Source organism: Sivoneniella epilithica UHCC 1019 (assembly GCF_040830845.1).
Taxonomy (GTDB): Bacteria; Cyanobacteriota; Cyanobacteriia; order Leptolyngbyales; family Leptolyngbyaceae; genus ULC077BIN1.
Map to the genome: position 1 here is coordinate 44724 of NZ_JBFPDP010000025.1, position 17827 is coordinate 62550.

At 45.5% G+C, this 17827-nt stretch carries 17 protein-coding genes and 1 pseudogene; 4 read left to right on the forward strand and 14 right to left on the reverse strand.

Going from position 1 to position 17827, the window contains the following annotated elements; genetic code table 11:
* Positions 1-6: 6 nt before the first annotated feature.
* Complete coding sequence (locus AB3R30_RS15750; RefSeq protein ID WP_458650155.1) at positions 7-375, reverse strand: hypothetical protein; 369 nt, start codon at positions 373-375, stop codon at positions 7-9.
* 312 nt (positions 376-687) lie between these two features.
* On the opposite strand from AB3R30_RS15750, the gene AB3R30_RS15755 reads away from it, so the two are divergent.
* Positions 688-1257 carry a DUF3124 domain-containing protein gene (locus AB3R30_RS15755; RefSeq protein WP_458650156.1) on the forward strand — a complete coding sequence of 190 codons (570 nt, stop codon included), beginning with the start codon at positions 688-690 and terminating at the stop codon, positions 1255-1257.
* A gap of 101 nt (positions 1258-1358) precedes the next feature.
* Here the strand turns inward: AB3R30_RS15755 and AB3R30_RS15760 are convergent.
* The 7 genes and pseudogenes from AB3R30_RS15760 to AB3R30_RS15790 form a co-directional block, all read right to left on the reverse strand.
* A pseudogene (locus AB3R30_RS15760) lies at positions 1359-1556 on the reverse strand (IS5/IS1182 family transposase); the annotation flags it as partial.
* A 187-nt stretch (positions 1557-1743) separates the two neighbouring features.
* A complete protein-coding gene (locus AB3R30_RS15765; protein WP_458650157.1) occupies positions 1744-3156 on the reverse strand; it encodes a DUF4335 domain-containing protein in 1413 nt (470 codons plus the stop codon).
* 64 nt (positions 3157-3220) lie between these two features.
* Positions 3221-3811: a DUF3038 domain-containing protein gene (locus AB3R30_RS15770; RefSeq protein ID WP_458650158.1), complete on the reverse strand. Its 591-nt coding sequence runs from the start codon at positions 3809-3811 to the stop codon at positions 3221-3223.
* Positions 3812-3927: 116 nt separating this feature from the next.
* Entirely contained in the window at positions 3928-4629 is a 702-nt protein-coding gene (locus AB3R30_RS15775; protein WP_458650183.1) for a diacylglycerol/polyprenol kinase family protein, read from the reverse strand.
* Positions 4630-4748: 119 nt separating this feature from the next.
* Entirely contained in the window at positions 4749-5141 is a 393-nt protein-coding gene (locus tag AB3R30_RS15780; protein ID WP_458650159.1) for a surface-adhesin E family protein, read from the reverse strand.
* A 203-nt stretch (positions 5142-5344) separates the two neighbouring features.
* Positions 5345-5764 (reverse strand): GFA family protein, encoded by a 420-nt coding sequence (locus tag AB3R30_RS15785; protein ID WP_458650160.1) that lies wholly within the window; start codon positions 5762-5764, stop codon positions 5345-5347.
* A 362-nt stretch (positions 5765-6126) separates the two neighbouring features.
* Positions 6127-7083, reverse strand: a complete 957-nt coding sequence (locus AB3R30_RS15790) for a protochlorophyllide reductase (protein WP_458650161.1) — start codon at positions 7081-7083, stop codon at positions 6127-6129.
* A 271-nt stretch (positions 7084-7354) separates the two neighbouring features.
* Here AB3R30_RS15790 and AB3R30_RS15795 point away from each other — a divergent pair, with 271 nt between their 5' ends.
* Positions 7355-8653 (forward strand): Glu/Leu/Phe/Val family dehydrogenase, encoded by a 1299-nt coding sequence (locus tag AB3R30_RS15795; RefSeq protein WP_458650162.1) that lies wholly within the window; start codon positions 7355-7357, stop codon positions 8651-8653.
* A gap of 134 nt (positions 8654-8787) precedes the next feature.
* On the opposite strand, the gene AB3R30_RS15800 is transcribed toward AB3R30_RS15795, so the two are convergent.
* Positions 8788-11469 (reverse strand): DUF4912 domain-containing protein, encoded by a 2682-nt coding sequence (locus AB3R30_RS15800; RefSeq protein ID WP_458650163.1) that lies wholly within the window; start codon positions 11467-11469, stop codon positions 8788-8790.
* Between the two features lie 367 nt (positions 11470-11836).
* Here AB3R30_RS15800 and AB3R30_RS15805 point away from each other — a divergent pair, with 367 nt between their 5' ends.
* Positions 11837-13561, forward strand: a complete 1725-nt coding sequence (locus AB3R30_RS15805; protein ID WP_458650164.1) for a mechanosensitive ion channel family protein — start codon at positions 11837-11839, stop codon at positions 13559-13561.
* A gap of 21 nt (positions 13562-13582) precedes the next feature.
* Here AB3R30_RS15805 and AB3R30_RS15810 read toward each other — a convergent pair whose 3' ends face one another.
* Together AB3R30_RS15810 and AB3R30_RS15815 are read right to left on the reverse strand one after the other, a co-directional pair.
* Complete coding sequence (locus AB3R30_RS15810) at positions 13583-13900, reverse strand: hypothetical protein (RefSeq protein WP_458650165.1); 318 nt, start codon at positions 13898-13900, stop codon at positions 13583-13585.
* Positions 13901-14200: 300 nt separating this feature from the next.
* Positions 14201-14419: a hypothetical protein gene (locus tag AB3R30_RS15815; protein WP_458650166.1), complete on the reverse strand. Its 219-nt coding sequence runs from the start codon at positions 14417-14419 to the stop codon at positions 14201-14203.
* Positions 14420-14756: 337 nt separating this feature from the next.
* Between AB3R30_RS15815 and AB3R30_RS15820 the strand changes: the two genes are divergently transcribed.
* Positions 14757-15518: an LmeA family phospholipid-binding protein gene (locus AB3R30_RS15820; RefSeq protein WP_458650167.1), complete on the forward strand. Its 762-nt coding sequence runs from the start codon at positions 14757-14759 to the stop codon at positions 15516-15518.
* A 71-nt stretch (positions 15519-15589) separates the two neighbouring features.
* Here AB3R30_RS15820 and AB3R30_RS15825 read toward each other — a convergent pair whose 3' ends face one another.
* From AB3R30_RS15825 to AB3R30_RS15835, 3 genes are all read right to left on the reverse strand, one after another.
* Positions 15590-16168, reverse strand: coding sequence for a DUF2267 domain-containing protein (locus AB3R30_RS15825; RefSeq protein WP_458650168.1), 579 nt, complete (start codon positions 16166-16168; stop codon positions 15590-15592).
* Positions 16169-16423: 255 nt separating this feature from the next.
* Entirely contained in the window at positions 16424-16987 is a 564-nt protein-coding gene (locus AB3R30_RS15830; RefSeq protein ID WP_458650169.1) for a rhodanese-like domain-containing protein, read from the reverse strand.
* Positions 16988-17365: 378 nt separating this feature from the next.
* A partial coding sequence (locus AB3R30_RS15835; protein ID WP_458650170.1) for a hypothetical protein occupies positions 17366-17827 on the reverse strand: 462 nt, incomplete at its 5' end.

The following is a 17827-nucleotide window of genomic DNA, read 5'->3' on the forward strand; positions in this document are numbered from 1 at the left end:
AAAGTCCTAAAACAAATCTCGATACATCGCAATCTCATCAACCCGCAGTTCAAATGGAATCCCCATTCCGACTGGAGGGCAGATGCAGATCTTGGCGTTGGGAGTAAACCGCCCTAAAGACTGACCGATCGCGGCTAAATTGCTTAACACTCGCCAGTTGATCGTCATATTTGGGCAGGCAATCACTAGAGTTAATGCGTGTGCTTCAGTGGTTAAGTGCCACTCGCACGCCAACAGCAACGCTTGAATCACTCCACTGCACGCTTCATAAAAGCCCTTACTCAGAGCCTCTTTCAAGTGGCGATGCATCGCTTTATCATCCTTACCAAGCTGTACAGGAGCGCAATCATCTGAGGGTAGAGAAGATAGAGCCATGAACAAGTAAATGCATAAGCATTTTATGAATAATTTTCTTAGTGTAACTCTAGTGAGAGAGCAAGGTCAGTTTGCTTAAGCTTTGATACTGGATTGTGTAACAGTTGCGTCATGTTTAGAGTTCTGTCATGTTTTAGGGATTTTCTGTGGTCTATTAACGGTTTGACCTACAGCGGGGGGGTAACAGATTGACCAATCGGTTTCAGCGGAAAACGCGATCGCTTGAAAAAATCCCACAGTCCGTCGATATTTCGCTGGAAGTAGGCTGAAAATATACCATTTCGTCAGGAAAATAATGTGTTGCAAAAAACGATGATGAAGGGATTCAACCGCTGGATTCAAGTGAGCCTAGTGCTTGTTTTGATGCTTAGCATGGCTGCTTGCACAATGTTGGGTGCCCAAACGGGTCAATCACCTACGCCTCATATCGGAAAATCAGCTCTCAAACCCGTTGTCTTAGAGTCCAAAAAAATTCTGGCGGGTCAGACTATTTATGTCCCGGTTTATTCCTATATTTATCATTACGATACGCAAAATCAAGTGATCAACTTGGCTACTACTTTGAGCATCCGCAACACCGACTTAAAGCACCCCATAATCATTACAAAGATTGAATACTATGACACGGGCGGCAAGCTGATTAAAAATATTTTAGAGAACCCTTCAGAACTTTCTTCTATGGCATCTGCGGATTACTTTCTTCCTAGAAATGAAGTGAGTGGTGGGTTGGGTGCAAATTTTTTAGTGGAATGGGTGGCGGAACATTCAATATTTGAGCCAATTGTTGAGGCTGTGATGGTCAGCACTGAGTCTGGACGAGGCTTATCGTTTGTCAGTCCTGGCAAAGTGCTAAAGCGGATTGAAATGAAGCCCGTTTCTTAAATCTTAATCGCTTATTTTTGCATAAAACTATCTTTGCTCTCTGTAAAGTCAGTACATGATTCACTGATCCCAAAAGGGACACAGTAGACCTCCTGCATAAATCATGAGGCATGTGCCAGTTCGTAGTTCAACAAGCCAGCGATGAGATTTAAGCGTAAGCCAAACCGCTTTCTACGATTACGATAACGTCCCGAAAAGATGCGGAAGATTTTGAAGCGGCGAATCACATGTTCAATTCGCACCCGCAATCGTGCTTTTTCTTCCTTTAGCAACGACTGCTTACGAGGCTTTTTGGTTGGAGTACAAGCGCCGGCATTTTGAACTCAGCACCCGAAAGAGACTCTAACGCCCTATACGCCATGGCTATTCCTCCTAGACTTGATCTTTGCCTGCTTCTCTATCCTTGTCTAACGACACGATCGCTAACTGGCACACTGTTTTACTATTCGTGCAGGAGGTCTAAGTATTTTGTTTGCTAGAAATCACCTAGTTTGGTTCTAAGAAGGTTTGCACTTTGCCGTCGGTAGTAAGAACTAAACGAATTTTGGCGTTTCGATCGCTCGGTAGGGCAGATACAAATGGATCTCCGACTAGTGGCATTCCTGTGCGATCGATATAATCGCCTGATAACTGCCGCAGGGGAATGATGCTTTGAAGGCTGCCGTTGGGCGCAAGTAGGAGGCTGTACTCTAGGGTTTGAGTAAGTCCTTCAGGGGGTTTCCAGCGCTGTTGAAAATAAGTTCTCACTTCCGCCACTTGAGGAATGGTGTCAAAAGCGGTAGCGTTATTGGGGCGATCGCTCTCTCTTAAAGCGCTGCGTGATGCTGGAGAGCGCCCAATCGGTTCCACGGGTGCAGCCGCAACTTGTCCACTGGCTAAGGCAGCACTGTCTACATCGGCAGCGGATGGAGCAGTCTTGTTCGATTCTGCGGGTGAGTTAGTTTCCCCTAAAGTGATTGTGGGGCGACCTGGAACTCCTGCAACTTCTGGAATCGGCACTGTTGCGATCGAATTTTGAGGCAAGGTTTTAGAACTGGGTAAGGTTGGATTTGCCGAATCGTTGGGTGGAGGTGCAACCAGAGTAGGTGTACCAATTTTGGGCGTTGACCCGGCGGGTGGAATGGGCGGTAAGGTTTCAGTTGAAATCACTGGCGGAGTCGCTTTATCGACCACCGATGGAGAAATTTGGGTTGCAATGCGCTGATCGTTGCTGCTCGTTCTTTGGCTCAGGGTGGGTGCCATGGATGTAGGTGCAACAGAGCCATCCAAGAGTTTGAGCGCAGATGCAGATAAGCCCATCACTGCCACTGCGATCGCCGCGATCTGTGCCCAATTTCCCCGACCTCTCAACCAGCCTGTTTTAGGCAGGGTAGGCAGTTCCAACAGGTCGACAGAATAGTCATCTAGTGCGGTTGCCAAGTCAAAAAGCTGAAGCGTACTTAGACGAATCACTGCCCCTGATTCTTCTGTGGCTAAGTTGCCTAAACTCAAATTGTGTCCCATTAATCCATTGGGTTGCAAGCCGATCTCTACAGGGTTGCCATCACGATCGCTTGGAAGTGAGTGTTCGCTAGCGTCGATTGATGAAGGAATGGCAGGGGTAAGATTACCGGAGTCAGTTAAGGCAGGAGATTGGCTTAGAAAATCCTGAGATTGATCCAAAAAAGCTTGTACGTAAGTATTGACGGTGTGTCTTAGATCTTCTAGCTGGGCGCGATCGCCGTTCAACTCCACCCACCGATCTTGCGCCAAGGTTGGATCATCCAGCTTCAGGTGAAACCGCACATCCTTGACAACAGGCTGCTCTGCCCAGCGAGACAAAGAGGAATTCTCTGCCTTCACCTCTAAGGTGCAGGTAGGCGGGGTATAGCGACGCATGACGGATGGAGATCGGAGCATAGAGAAGAGGGGAAGAAGGGTGGATGAGGGGAAGAGTAGAAACTTGAAAATCAAATAGATGAATTTAGCGGGGTTTGGTGCGATCGAGCAGCGCTAGCCACATTCGGCGAAATCCATGGGGCGCGCTATAAAACAGCAAATCAATTAGTAGCTTCAATGCTAAATTCATCAGCGTTTCGGGAGAAACAGTATCTCCTGCTTCCATCCGTTCTTGATAGGTGTTGTTGAACTTGTCTAAGTAATCTCCTAAAAGAGCCGTTTGATGGGGCTGCCGTCGTTGTTCTGTCACCTGCTCTAATAGTGCCACTGCTCGTCGAATCAGTTCATGCTGCTGCTTTGCCAAATGACAACTAATCAAAACCAGCGCTCTCGCCTCTTCCACATCAAGCTTTTTACGTCCCCCTTGCCCTTTCCGTAAGGGGCTAGATTGGCGCAATCGCCATAACGCCACCCGATCTGACACCATGGATTCTAGATTGAGGTCGATCGCCGCTTGCAACATCGCCTCAGAGCCAATTCCAGTTAGCGCTTCCAATGCCAACAACACTAGATCAATTTGAGCCTTGATGTTGTCTAATTGCTCAGGCTGAGGCGTAGTCAGCGGAAACCCCTCGATAGGATTAGTGGATGTTAGCGATTTTAGGTCAGGGGGCATAACTTTTAGAATAGACGAGGAACTAAGCGCCAAAGAAGTGGTTACGAGTCTTGAAACACAACTTGCCAACGAACGAACGATACCATCCTGATTTTGCCACGATAAACCCTGATTCTCTATCCTAAAAACAACAGAGTGCTGAGAAGAAATGCTACGGCAGCACTGCCCAAAGGAACAGTCAGATTATCAATCCCAAATTTTGAAAAGGCTTCTAGCCCAGTTGCCCAAAGTGCTACTGCCAGAGAAATGATCCAGGATTGCCAGATATTACCCTGCACGTTGACCAAAATGCTGCTGCTGACAATAAAACTAGCGATCGCCATTGTGAAGGAGCCTTCCCAACTTTTTTGGATACCCCACAGCGTGTAAGGATGCTTGCCAAATCGTTGCCCAACCAGAGCCGCCAATCCATCGCCCCAAGTCATCACCAAAACGCCTAAAACAGCGTACTCAGGTTGCTCAATTGTCCAAAAGTAACCAATCAATAGACCAATACTGACGGCATAAAAAAAAGTGCCTAAACTTTTGCGTCCAACCCCATTGATACCGGGCAAAATGGGAAACCGATAGGACAGAAACGCGATCGCGCTAAAGGCGATCGAGGCACTAATGCCCAGCCATGCTGGAGTTTGCAGCCACCACGCCAGCAAAATCACATTCCCCACGCCAATGTGAACGACCTTCCGCACAACCTCTGGGCTTGCCAGCTTCGTTCGGTACAGCCACTCCGCAGATAGCCCGATCAGCCCGATCCAAGCTCCAACCAACCCAAGTTGGAGCCAAAGCGAAACCGGAGCCATCCACCAAGAAGACATCATCACAGGTAAGCCCAACCCAAGACTATAACCTTTTCACTTTACTGCTGATCTGACTCCAGGGCGATCGCCTCTAAACCTAACTTTGGCTTTCGAGTCTAACAATTCAGCGGTTCGCTTGATTATTGGGCTTTACAAACTTTTTGCAATATCAAATCATCTATAGAGTTTGCTTTAACTGATGCCCATGCAGTTGATTCCTTATAGACTCCCATAGATTGATTCTCAAGCAGAGAAATTACTTGCTTAACTCTAGATCTCTTCTCTTGACAGGAATACTCTCGCCTAACAAGGATTGCAATAGTTCCATCCTCTTCTGGCTCTTGATTTACTTCAAAAGTATTCACCCCGGAAACTTTTCCAGTGCGGGTAATTGAATCTCGATCAAGGAAAAATTTGATATCTGTATCACTTTCTACCATAAAAAACCAATCCTCAGCCTGAGCGGAAGATGCAAGAAAAATACCTGCGATCGCTGCTAGTAGAAACGAACTATAAATTTCCAAAGTTTTCATACTCTTAAGGCTTCTCTTAGTGAATGGTTCAGTAGAACATATTAAATTCAGGTATTAAGCTCAATTTGCATTCCTGCCAAACAATCAGCAACATAACCAAAATTTATGCAATTAGATAGGCTTTCTGCATATTTTCAGATGCGGATAGCTGATAGCGATAGCATCTAAACCTAACTTTGGCTTTAGAGTCTGACGAGCTACCGTTATGTGCCTTCAATATTCTCACTTGACGCAAATTTAGCGAATACTTCTGCTTCTGTCAGGTTCAAAGTTTGATTGGCAAATTCATAGTAACCAGGTTTCATATCTATAAAGATTTGCTCCTTGAACTCAAACTCAATTTCATTTTGAAAAAGACCTGCTGGGACAAAATATTCATTGGTAGGCAACAATCTGTAGAACAGATGCGTACCGCATTCACCACAAAAAGCTCTTTCAGCCCATTCTGAGGACTGATACACTTTCAGTCTATCAACGCCGTCTATCTGCACATCTGAGCCACACGCTATACCTAATGCCGGTCCACCTCCCCAGCGCCGACACATGCCGCAATGACAGGCATCGATGCTTTTCTTGTCTGGCGTTCGGACAATTATTGCACCGCAAAGACACTTACCATACATACTGATCTCCTCGATCTCTAGGTTTGCTGTCTGAATTTTGGCACTTAACTAGGCGGAAAGTTTCCGCATAACACTCCAAAACGGGTGAATAGACAAATATTGGCGTTGCTGATTGCAGCTATGATTTCCCTCATCCCCAACCCTTCTCCCCAAGGAGAAGGGAGCTAGAAATCTTATTCCCTCGCCCGTTGGTCGAGGGCTAGGGTGAGGGCAAATTTAGGCGTTCATAGATCAATTCAGCAACGCCGACAAATATTTTCTGTAATAACATCTCCAATCAGGTGAACAGACAGAAGCTTTTCGCAAGTCTTTAGATGAGTAGGGCTGACAGCGATCGCCCACTCGCCCGCTGGCCATACTGATCACGCCACGCCCACCAACTTGGCGCTTAGATCCCACATGTGCTGTCCTTTTTCCTCATCGCGAGCTTGGGGCGAAACCTGCCGAATAAACGACTTGCCATCTTTCTTTTGGCGATTGCCCCAGCTAAAGTAGGCACCCGATTGCTTATATTCTGGGTCGGCAACCACCATTGCCACCCGCTCACCCGATAGCTCTTGGGACACGTATCCGCCTGTAATGTTCTTTTGAAACCAGGGGAAGATTTTTTGGAACAGCGGATAGTGATTGCGGAATAGGGGTGTATCGGCGACGCAACCCGGATAGAGCGAGGTGAAGGTGATTCCCGTGGAATCGTGATAGCGGCGGTGCAGTTCGCGCATGGTCAACACATTGCAGACTTTGCTGTCTTTGTAGGCTTTGACGGGTTCAAACTGTTTACCATTGATCATCGTAATCGGCGCTTTGAAGCCTGCGGTAAATCCTTCAAAGTTGCCCAAATCGGGTTGGGGTGGAATCTTGCCGCCGAGTTCATCGGGGTTGTGGGTGACAGTACCCAAAATCACCAAGCGGGGATCAGCGGAGTGCTTCAAATCTTCCATCATCAAGTTGCACAGCAAAAAGTGACCGAGGTGATTGGTGGTGACGGTTAGTTCATAGCCTTCAGGACTATAGAGCGGTTCTTTGATCAGGGGCATATAGATGGCAGCGTTACATACCAATGCATCTAAGGATTTGCCCGTATTGCGAAAGGCTTGGACAAACTTGCGGACGCTTTCTAGGGAACCCAAATCAATGTGCAAGATGGTGTAGCGATCGCGTGCCATGCCGACGGATTCAGCCGCCTGTTTAGCTTTGGGCAAATCTCGGCAAGCCATGACCACATGCCACCCCTTTTCGGTAAGAGCTTTTGCGGCGTATAAACCTACTCCAGAGGAGGCACCTGTAATAATTACTGTTGAAGTTTTTTGCGGTTCCATTTTTTCCAAAGCTCCGTTGACCGTCGTGCTTATCCTCTAGGACGATCGCACACTCTTTATCTTACCGATGAGACTGTACCAGTTAAGCGGTTTAACCGTGAAGATGTTTTGCAGTCTGCGTTCTGCTTAACGCAACAAATTATGTTGTTTTATGTCTTTCTGAGGCTATCCCTGACTGAGGCTCGATTTGTTGGGCATTCTTAAAGAAAAGTATCGAAAGATACAAAATTATCCAGCATTCATTTATTTTCTAGACAAAAGACATACTACTATGGTGAACTCTTTGCTGTCGGATGCTAGCCAACGACTAGAAGAAGCGTTGAAGCACACTTCCATTTCTGAAGATGCGATCGAGTCGTTGAAATTTCCCAAAGCTAGCCTCAGTGTCTCGATTCCTGTGCGGATGGATGATGGGTCGCTTCAGGTGTTTCAGGGATATCGAGTCCGCTATGACGATACTCGCGGTCCGGGTAAAGGCGGAGTCCGCTATCACCCGAATGTGTCGATGGATGAGGTGCAGTCATTAGCATTTTGGATGACGTTTAAGTGTGCGGCGCTAGGATTGCCATTTGGCGGGGCAAAGGGGGGAATTACCGTGAATCCCAAGTTATTGTCGCGGCTGGAACTAGAGCGATTGAGCCGGGGCTATATTGACGCGATCGCCGACTTCATCGGGACTGATGTAGACATCCTCGCGCCCGACGTATATACCAACTCAATGATCATGGGCTGGATGATGGATCAATACAGCATCATTCGGCGCTGCATTTGTCCTGCTGTGGTCACCGGGAAGCCGATCAGCATGGGCGGCAGTCTGGGGCGAGAAGCTGCTACTGCTTTAGGAGCCTTTTTTGTGATTCAGGCAATGCTGCCTAAGTTTGATCAAACGCCGCAAGGAACGACCGTTGCCATTCAAGGATTTGGGAATGCGGGTGGTACTTTGGCAGAGCTATTGTTCCATGCTGGTTATCGCGTAGTCGCAGTCAGTGATTCTCAAGGCGCAATTTATGCCAAAAATGGATTAGATATTCCTGCCATTCGTAACAATAAAGAATCGACTCGTGGCATTCGAGCGCCTTACTGCGATGGCAGCGTTTGCACGACTCCAGAGCATGAAGTCCTCACAAATGAGGAGTTGCTGGCACTAGATGTGGATGTGCTAATTCCGGCAGCGCTGGAAAACCAAATTACGGAAACGAATGCTCACTCAATTAAAGCCAAACTCGTGTTTGAAGTCGCCAACGGACCCATTACCTCCGCTGCTGACAAAATTTTGGCAGAAAAAGGCATCTACGTTTTTCCAGATATTTTGGTGAACGCAGGCGGCGTTACGGTCAGCTATTTTGAATGGGTGCAAAACCGCAGTGGTTTGTATTGGACGCTGGATGAAGTCAACCAAAAGCTGAAAAGCCGGATTGTGGAAGAAGCCGATCGCATCTGGTCAGTCTCGCGTGAAATTGGCATCCCCCTCCGCACTGCGGCTTATGTTCATGCCATCAGCCGTTTAGGAGAAGCCATTAGCGCCAAGGGCACACGAGATTATTATGTGAATGGGCATGGAAAATCATAATGACGAGTGACGAAGTACAAGCTGCAAAGTACGAGTTTTGCATTCGCCATTCGCCATTCGTCATTCGCTTAAGTTAGAGCAGCACAAGAGAAAGTCAAAACAACTATTTCTTGTCTCTTAAGTATCCTTGTGTCCTAAACTATTCGTTCGTTCGTTTGAGGAATCCGCACATGCAGAGAGCGCACTATCGTTAGCCAGTGATTATCGTCGGTGAAATAGCCCAATTCAGCAAGATAATCGCGGTATCCCAACTCTTCATAGGAGGTTCCTCCTGTTGGAATGGGAATGTGTTTATCATGGTCGGTTTCCAGGCAGGGATAGGCTTCGGTGCTATGAGGAGGCTGATGATCAATATCGATATTGGTCACATCGTGAATCCTCAGTGTTAGCTGTTTTCCACCTTGTTGTCGCAAGGGTTCTTTTTGAGAATTGGCGACTTCCCAATAAGCATAGGCTTGATCTGAGGTGCGAGGCACTAGGATGATGCGGAGATCGGGAGCCAAGGTGTCAGACTCGGTTTCAACGCGATCGCTTTCCTGATCGCTTTCAACAGTTGAGCTTCCTTTCTCTAAAAAGGATTTTGCCATAGCCCCCACTCCCGCCACAGCAGCGGCTCCCCCGGCTAGCGCAGAAGCAATACCTTGGGGCGGCGCGGCGCGGTTTGTAGTGGGTAGTTTAGTTGAGGTTGCAGCAGCAGCGGCAGCAACAGCAAAGGCTCCAGGGGGTTTAGCAAGTTGAGCAGCAGGCACTCGAACCGCCTCAGATTTGGCAAGTTCAAGCCAGCGGTTATCTTGAGTCAGGTAGCCTAACTCTGCAATGTAATCGCGATCGCTGCGGGAAATGGGCACATGCTGATCGGTATCCAAGTCACTGCAAGAATGCTGTTGAGTGCTGTGCGCGGGATAGCGATCGAAATTTATATCGGTGATATCATGCACCCGCAAAGTCAAATTTTCGCCGCCCTGTTGCTTCAAGGCTGCCTTACTCTCTTCAGAAACCTCCCAATAGGCATAGGCGCTATCAGCGCTACGAGGCACCAGAATAATTTGGTTGGAGTCAACAGACTCGATCTCTGGAGGAACTGTTTCAGATGTCGCAGCGGGTGTGGATTGTCCAGCTAGGGCTGTACTGGCAGCGATCGCACCTGCTCCGGCTAAGCCCAACCCCGCGACACCTGCGACAGCGGCGGCTCCGGCTCCTGATGCGATCGCGGCTGTGCTAAGGGGCGGGGCGGTTGCGCCTGCCGCTGCGGTTGCGGCAAACCGAATCTTTTCAGCAGGAGTGCAAGCAGGAACCCGCACAGCCTCAGAACGGGCAATCTTAAGCCAGTCACCGTTTTCAGCTACAGACCCTAGTTCTACAACATAATCGCGATCGTCTAAAGTAAGGGGCAGATGATGATCCTGCTCATTCTCACGGAGATCAAATTGTTTCACGCTCTGGGCTGACTGCCGATTTAGGTCAGCACTGGTGACATCATAGAGACGTAGTGCTAGATTGTGCCCGGATTGACCGCCAAAAGCAGCTTTGTCTTTGTCAGACAGTTCCCAATAGGCATAAGCAGCGCGACAGGTTTTGGGAGTCAAAACGATCCGACTGCGATCGGGGTCTAAAGCCGCCAGTGGAACCGCCAGTGGAGCCGCAACTGGCACGGCTAAAGACCGCCCCTTCATCGCTGCCAATAAACCGCCTAATCCCACTAAAGGCAACACTAACCACCACCAGGGAAATGGACGAGTCTCAGTCGCGACCATGGCAGAGGAATCAGCGGTTTGAGTTTCAGCCGTGGGTGCCACAGTAGGAGACTCTGTGGCGGCAGGATCAACGGTGGGAGAAATGCTGGCAGAAGGTGCAACCGTTGAGGAGGCAGTTAGACTGGGAGAACCCATCGCACCTACAGCAGGATTGGTTTCAGCCGATTTAGCTTCAGTGGGTTTGGCGGCTTGAACGACTTCCTGTCCTGGTTTTGAAACCGCAATGCCCAAAAAAGCGAGTGTTGCAGGATCTGGTTCCCCCTGATAGACATAGCCACGGTGCTGAGAGAAGGGGTAGCGCGGGTCATCTGGCAGGGTTTCATGCAAAGGCAACACTTTGACAGTGGGTTGATCGACTACTTGATCTGCGATCGCATAACCAATACCGTCTTTACCGAGTTTTTGAATAACTGCTGCTGTACTATCTTCCGCAACAGTGGTGGCAGTACTACCCGTTTTAAAAGGTTTACCTTGAAATACTGTGTATTGGCTTAACGCCCTCCGAGTATCACTGAAGTCGGGGCGATCGACCATGCGAATCGGACCTGGTGCGCCGCCAAGCTGTGACCAGTCCGTGATTTCACCGCGATAAATTCTCGCAAATTGATCAAATGTAATGCTTTTATTAAATGAATTATTTGATCCAACAATAATAGCAACCTTCTCTCGACTCATTGGAGCTTCAATCAACCCTTGATCCTGTTCTGCTTGGGTGAGCGGACGACCCACGGCTGCTATATTTACCTTGCCATCAAGCAGAGACTTTATCGCTTTCTCAGTTCCAATCTCAGCTAGATTAACAGTCGCTCCTGGAAACTTATCTTGAAAACGTTTTTTCAACGCTTCGTTCATTAACATCATGCTACTGGAGCCATCCACCTTAACAGTGGTGCCGCTTGGAAGGGAATCGGGCAGCTTGAAGGTTGGCAAGGCTGGAGTAGTTTGTGCGGCGATCTTCTGCGGCTCTAACCCGATTAGTGAAGCGGAGAGGAGAACGGAGGTCGCTGCAATAGCAAGTAAGAATCTTAGGCGCGTTTGAAGAACACCCTCCCAGTTAGCCATAGGATCACTTCCTTTTTCCGTATAGATCTGACAGAGAATAATACTAGAGATAAATTGCTCATAACGCAATCATTAGCGATACAAACATAACAATGGCTTCGGCATTGACTCAATAGACCTTAAAAAGAAGACTTTACCAGCCTGTAGTCAGGCATTGCTGAATCTGGGGATGAAATTTGTAGGGGCAATCTCCTGTGGTTGCCCTCCATCTCCAGCAGGGTAGGCACAACCCTACAGTCAGAAATCATACTTGCATTCAGCAACGCCTTTAGTGAGGTTCTTTCCCAGTTTCAGGAGGCTGAAAGGACTAATATTTTGCCAAGCCGATGTTGATCAGTGTTTATAGTGATTAGTATTCAAATTATTCATGCTAACTGTGTTGTTTCTGCTGGATCGTTTTTCATTGCTGCTGACCAAAATCTTAATGGTTAGCGTTGTTTGTATCGTCGGATTGCACCTGATCGGAGCCACTCCAGCGCGATCGCAGTCACCTCTAGCCCCTGAAGTTCAGCAGGCGATTGGGGCTGAACCTGGCTCTGTAGTATTAGACGGTAAAACTCTATTTCAAATTCGCAGCAATTTTGGTCCACTTTCAGCACTACAACGGGCGAATCTGACCAATGAACAACTGTCAGCCGTCGCCAGTAACTTGCAAATTTCGCCTGAATCTGTTCGAGCAGAAAACGTTCAAGGAATTACGCTGATTGTGGCGGGTGAAAAAAATGTTCATATCACAACAATCACGCCAGAAGATGCCAAGGCTGAAGGAGCAACTCAGGAAACTCTGACCCAAAAATATGTGGCAACAATTCGGTCGTCTCTCATCACTTTTCGAGAACAACGCAGTATTGAAAAGATTGTGCGTGGAGTTGGATATGCGATTTTAGCAACCCTATTGTTTTGGCTGACGATTCGGCTTTTAAACAAATTGTTTGCAGTCACGTTAGATCGCTTAGGAAATTGGTTGGAACACTACAGCGATCGCCTCAAGGATGCCAATAGAGGAGTATTGCCAATTACTCCTTTTATCACCGTGATTCTACATTTTGCAGAACTAGGGCGCAGTGTGTTGTACCTATTTTTGGCTTGCGTCTACCTATTTATGATTTTTGGTTTTTTCCCTTGGACTCAAGGTTTAAGCAGTAATTTTTGGGCAATCATTGGCGCAACTTTGGCAGAGACTGAACGGGCAATTGTTGGATATTTGCCTAACCTGTTCACTCTCGTTTTAATTGTGTTTATTACCCGTGAAATTCTGGCATTTATTCACCTATTTTTCAAAGAAATCAAACTCGGTAGTATTTCATTGCCCTGGTTCTATGCGGATTGGGTACAGCCTACATTTCAACTGGTACGCTTTTTCGTTTTTGCACTGGCACTGGCGATCGCCATGCCTTTTATACCAGGGTTTAAATCACCTGCTTTCCAAGGAGTTTCACTTGTGCTTAGCGCGCTACTAACCCTAGGAGCCGCCAGTGCTGTCTCCAACATTATTGGCGGATTTATCGTAGTCTACACACGCTCATTCCAAATTGGAGACATGATTAAAATTGGTGAACTCATCGGAATTGTGCTTGAAAAAGATGTGTTAGTGACTCGAATTCGCACTCCTAAAAATGTAGTGATTACTATTCCAAACTCAACCATCTTAAGCAGCAATGTAATCAACTACAGCACATTGGCGAAAGACTTAGGAGATACTACAGGTTTAGTTCTGCATACAACCATTACTTTAGGCTACGACATCCCCTGGCAAAAAGTTCATCAAGTTCTAATTGAGGCGGCTCAAGCAACACCACAAATTTTAAGCAATCCAGCACCTTTCGTTCTACAAACTAGCTTGAATGACTTCAATGTTAGCTATGAACTCAATGCTTATACTGATTGTCCTGAATATTCCCCTGAAATCTACTCAGACTTACACAGAAACATTCAAGACAAGTGCAATGAAGTGGGTATTGAAATCATGTCTCCCAGTTTTCTTGCTTTACGAGATGGCAATCACAGCACAATTCCCGAAGACTACCTACCCAACGATTACAAAACTCCAGGTTTTTATGTCGATGCCTCTAAGAGTCAGCCACCGACATGATGCTAAGAGGCAAACGACAGTTTATCGTCCCTGATAGTTATCTCTAATCCACAGGCGAAGCTCAGCTTCAGAATCTGCATAAACACAGTGACCAGTTTGTGGATCGAAGGCATACCACCAAATATCCCTAGCGCTATCAACAAACTGAGAAACTTGTAATTCAGCTTTGCTAGATGAGATTCTACTTAACCAGTTTTGAATAGTGGTTAGCCAATGCGATCGCGGTTCCAAAGGCGGAACTTCTTGTTCTACTTGCTTTAGTTCTTGCTCCAACAGTTGAATAAGTCGGAAATCATTTGAACTTTTAGCTCTTTGCAAACGTTGAGCTAAAGAGGTCATGATATTGTCCTGGTGCCTAGAAAGGAGTAGGTCATCGTGGACATGAATTGTATTAGCCATAATAATTCTACAGAGGAAATGAGCAACAAAATTTTCCTCCTCACTACAATTATAGAATTAATTCTGTATCAAGAACTACGAAATAAATCTTTCTTAAACATGAAATTAAAATTCGTTTAGCTTTAAAGGCGCTCTAATACGTTTCTATACGCTTGGGAGAGCATTTTTCATAAGAATGCTCTCCCAGCATGGATGCTAGCTCAACTAGAGCCAATTAATCCGTGTGAGTAGATAATCTACTCATACAGATGGAACTCCCGGTGTGATTTCAGGAGGGATGTCTGGTGTTGTCATAGGGGGTAAATCTGGCTGTGGATCTGGCATCGGATAAGGACTTGGCAAATCCGGCGTAGGCATCGGAACCGGAGGGGGAGTCTCAGGCGCAGGAGGATCGGGATAAGTTGTTGGGTCAGGAGGCGCAATTAAGAGAAAAGCAGCAGTCTGAGCTAAAGTTGCCATCAGTTGGGACTCCTATAGAAATTTTTTGTGTGGATAAAACTGCGATCGCGCTCTCATTTATTAACCTCTAGAAATATTAACCTCTAGAAACTTACAAAACTCTATTCAAGGACAGTATTTTTCTGAGTATTTAATAAACTACTTTATGAATAAAATCGCTTTGATTTGCAAATTAATCTCTGGAATATCTTTGCACAAATAGCAAGTTAGATTCTCTCACTTTAGACAGATTAATAATCTCTCTCCATTTGCTCACATAGTGATAAGCCTATACAGCAATCATTCTTTAAATTGCTGAAACAAATTGCTGAAAATCACATGAATTGGAGATTACAGAATGACCGCAAATAGCCCTGACCTAGGTGAACAAGCTTTAAGTAAAGTAGCTGAAATCGGAATTTCAAACCAGTTAGATAACGTAGAAGATTTGAATATTGACATTCGCACAAATCCAGGTAAATTCATTCAAGGAGAAGTAGATTCCGTAGAAATTAGCGGCAAAGGAATGGTAATGAAACAGGATCTACGAATGGAATCTTTAGAAGTTCAAACAACTAAAGTTTCTATCAATCCTTTTAGCGCTCTTCTCGGTAACATTGAGTTAGATCAACCCGCTAACGCTGAGGCTCAAATTGTTTTAACAGAAGAGGATCTCAATCGTGCCCTAGCGTCTAGCTATATTGCTAACAAGCTTCAAGGCTTAAAATTGCAAGTAGATCAGCAGTTTTACACAATTGAGTTTCATCGAGCAACTATTCATTTACTTGACAGTGGAAGCATGTCTTTAGATATTGACTTTGTACTAAAAGAATCTAATTTTGTACTAAAAGAATCTAATGAAGATAAATCTCTTTCTGCAACAGTGATTCCAAAAGTGAATGCAGATGGACAGAAAATCGACCTAGAAATTTTGTCGGTTCAAGGGCAAGGACTAAACCCAGAGTTAGGAGCAGCAATCTTAAAGCAGATTACAACGCTTTTAGATTTAAGCAGCTTCGACCTGCCAGGAATGACTCTTTGGCTGCAACGATTTGATATTCAAGCTGAGAAGATGATCATCCACGCAAAAACAAAAATTGAACAAATACCAAACTTTTAAGTCTAATTAGCCTAATGACTAAAATTTAAGGGCACCTTTAATGTGGGTGCCCTTATTATCATTTATATGAGCTATGCCTGTTCCCAAAGTTCTCGGACAACATCAGGTAACCAGCTTGCTACTTCTTGAATACGCTCTTCTGATAACTCATCTTTTGTAGCAGAGAAAATTGCTTGAATTACCTTGTCTCTATCAACCAGGTGAGCCATTGCAGATTCGTTTGCAACTCGAAACAAGAAGCGATCAGATGTGATTTTGAAGATTCCAGGACCTTGCCAAGGTGGACGTACTCGACTTAAAAATCCAACCAGTGGGTTAGTGTCTTTCCATAATTCTGAAATTTCCATTTGAAGTCTTTTATCCTTTGTCTCCAAAACTTCTTCATGTAACTCTCCCTCCACTTTATCGGCGGCTTCCGTAGTCATGAGATCGCGCATAACCCGAAAAACCACTTCGGTAATATCTCTGGCATCATACGGATCGGACAAGCCACCATTGATCATCACTTTTTCTAAAAAAGGACGATGTTCATCAGAGATTTCTGTATTATCAGGGCGCTTGACTGCCTGCGCTAAATTTGGTGCTTCTACCTCAGTTGGATCGTTTGGAACTTTAGTTTCGTCGTTTTGATTTACTTTGTTTTCTAACATTACAATTGCTCCTTATAGATGACCAAAATAGTTGTTTTGTTGAATACATAAATTTAAGAGTAAAACTCATTAAAAAGCTTCAACCAAAAGAAAGATTATGGCGCGATCGCGTTGAAGTTTAAGTTTAAGTTTAATCATAAAAAATCCTTATTATGTAACTTCAAATCAGAAAACTACATAACAAGGACAGTTAAAACACATCGTTTACATTAGTCAAGATAGACTATAAAGCACTCATATAGCTATCAACTACAGCTATTTCAAACTCTTTTCAGTAGCTCTCTCACTAGCAAACTCTTTGAGTCGAGAAAAGACATTATAGGCATCTGGACCAGGCTCTACATTTGTAGCAACTCCATCTATAGAACCATCTATTTTTGTCCAAGCTTCCAAGCCACCCCGCAATACTGCAACTTGGTAAAAACCAGCCCCGCGCAAAAGATCGGTAGCGGCTGTAGATTCTTCATCGCTGTTGCCATAGACATAAATATCGCGCTTGTGTTGAAGTACACTTTGTACTGCGTCTGGCAAGGTGGATAGGGGCACATTCATGGCACCCAAAATGCGGCAGTCATCAAATGCATCGCGATCGCGAACATCTAAAATCGTCAAACCAGGTTCCCCCCAATTCAACCGTGATTTTAATTCATGAACACTAACTACACTATTAGAAATAGACGCTGCGGGTGTTGAGATTGGAAGTTTAGAATTGAATGTTTTTTTTGCTTTTTCAAGAGTGCTTTCTTCGCGCTCATGAGCTTCTTGAAATGCTTGTTCAACGTTGTCTTTTATATTGTTCATGGTATTTATATTGTTCATGGTAGTTTATTCCTCCATTAGGTTTTCATTTTTTGGTTACTACACATCGATTCACTCACTGAATAGGTTCAACGATCCAGAAATATTCAATGAATGATATGAGCCGAATGATATGAGCCTTAAAAACTCAAAATTTCTTGAGATGCTTTCAAAACGAGCCAGCAAACAGAATTAGACATAATCTGCCACTACACCGTAGTGAATCTTGAGAAAAATTCAACTTCTGCCTTTAACAAGTTCCAAGAAAATTTAGGGAAAACTTAGGGTTGCGTAACTGGTAAACTTAAACAATGTGCAGGTTAGATTCACCAGTCACAACTCTTATTCAAGTCAAAATCCTTAAGAAACATACTGTGATTAGGCAGAACTGAAGAAGTTTTACCAGAGTCCTTGAACTGCACCTGAAGTATTACTTGAACTGCCACTATTGTTCGTGGTGCCATTTATCTCAGTAGTAGAATTCACGCCATCTGTAGTCGAGTTGGTGGTTCCATTTACCCGCATATTGTTGGTATTAGGACCGCTACCGCTACCACCCGTATTCGGACTAGTTAGTCTGCTTCCGCCCACACCGGACTCAGCACTTCCGCTTACACCCGTCGATGGACTCATAGAACCTTGAGTTCCACTCATTGGATTGGGTATTTCATTTACCCGCATATTGGTATTAGGACCACTGCCGCTGCCACCTGTATTTGGGCTAGTCAGTCGGCTACCGCCCACACCGGACTCAGCACTTCCGCTTACACCCGTCGATGGATTCATAGAACCTTGAGTTCCACTCATTGGATTGGGTATTTCATTTACCCGCATATTGGTATTAGGACCACTGCCGCTGCC

What these genes read in the sequence shown, in the direction of transcription:
- AB3R30_RS15770 (WP_458650158.1), bottom strand. Translation starts at nt 3,811, where the DNA reads ATGCCCCCTGACCTAAAATCGCTAACATCCACTAATCCTATCGAGGGG.
- AB3R30_RS15750 (WP_458650155.1), bottom strand. Translation starts at nt 375, where the DNA reads ATGGCTCTATCTTCTCTACCCTCAGATGATTGCGCTCCTGTACAGCTT.
- AB3R30_RS15810 (WP_458650165.1), bottom strand. Translation starts at nt 13,900, where the DNA reads ATGACCTCTTTAGCTCAACGTTTGCAAAGAGCTAAAAGTTCAAATGAT.
- AB3R30_RS15830 (WP_458650169.1), bottom strand. Translation starts at nt 16,987, where the DNA reads ATGAACAATATAAATACCATGAACAATATAAAAGACAACGTTGAACAA.
- AB3R30_RS15825 (WP_458650168.1), bottom strand. Translation starts at nt 16,168, where the DNA reads ATGTTAGAAAACAAAGTAAATCAAAACGACGAAACTAAAGTTCCAAAC.
- AB3R30_RS15820 (WP_458650167.1), top strand. Translation starts at nt 14,757, where the DNA reads ATGACCGCAAATAGCCCTGACCTAGGTGAACAAGCTTTAAGTAAAGTA.
- AB3R30_RS15800 (WP_458650163.1), bottom strand. Translation starts at nt 11,469, where the DNA reads ATGGCTAACTGGGAGGGTGTTCTTCAAACGCGCCTAAGATTCTTACTT.
- AB3R30_RS15785 (WP_458650160.1), bottom strand. Translation starts at nt 5,764, where the DNA reads ATGTATGGTAAGTGTCTTTGCGGTGCAATAATTGTCCGAACGCCAGAC.
- AB3R30_RS15805 (WP_458650164.1), top strand. Translation starts at nt 11,837, where the DNA reads ATGCTAACTGTGTTGTTTCTGCTGGATCGTTTTTCATTGCTGCTGACC.
- AB3R30_RS15765 (WP_458650157.1), bottom strand. Translation starts at nt 3,156, where the DNA reads ATGCTCCGATCTCCATCCGTCATGCGTCGCTATACCCCGCCTACCTGC.
- AB3R30_RS15795 (WP_458650162.1), top strand. Translation starts at nt 7,355, where the DNA reads ATGGTGAACTCTTTGCTGTCGGATGCTAGCCAACGACTAGAAGAAGCG.
- AB3R30_RS15755 (WP_458650156.1), top strand. Translation starts at nt 688, where the DNA reads ATGATGAAGGGATTCAACCGCTGGATTCAAGTGAGCCTAGTGCTTGTT.
- AB3R30_RS15775 (WP_458650183.1), bottom strand. Translation starts at nt 4,629, where the DNA reads ATGATGTCTTCTTGGTGGATGGCTCCGGTTTCGCTTTGGCTCCAACTT.
- AB3R30_RS15780 (WP_458650159.1), bottom strand. Translation starts at nt 5,141, where the DNA reads ATGAAAACTTTGGAAATTTATAGTTCGTTTCTACTAGCAGCGATCGCA.
- AB3R30_RS15790 (WP_458650161.1), bottom strand. Translation starts at nt 7,083, where the DNA reads ATGGAACCGCAAAAAACTTCAACAGTAATTATTACAGGTGCCTCCTCT.
- AB3R30_RS15815 (WP_458650166.1), bottom strand. Translation starts at nt 14,419, where the DNA reads ATGGCAACTTTAGCTCAGACTGCTGCTTTTCTCTTAATTGCGCCTCCT.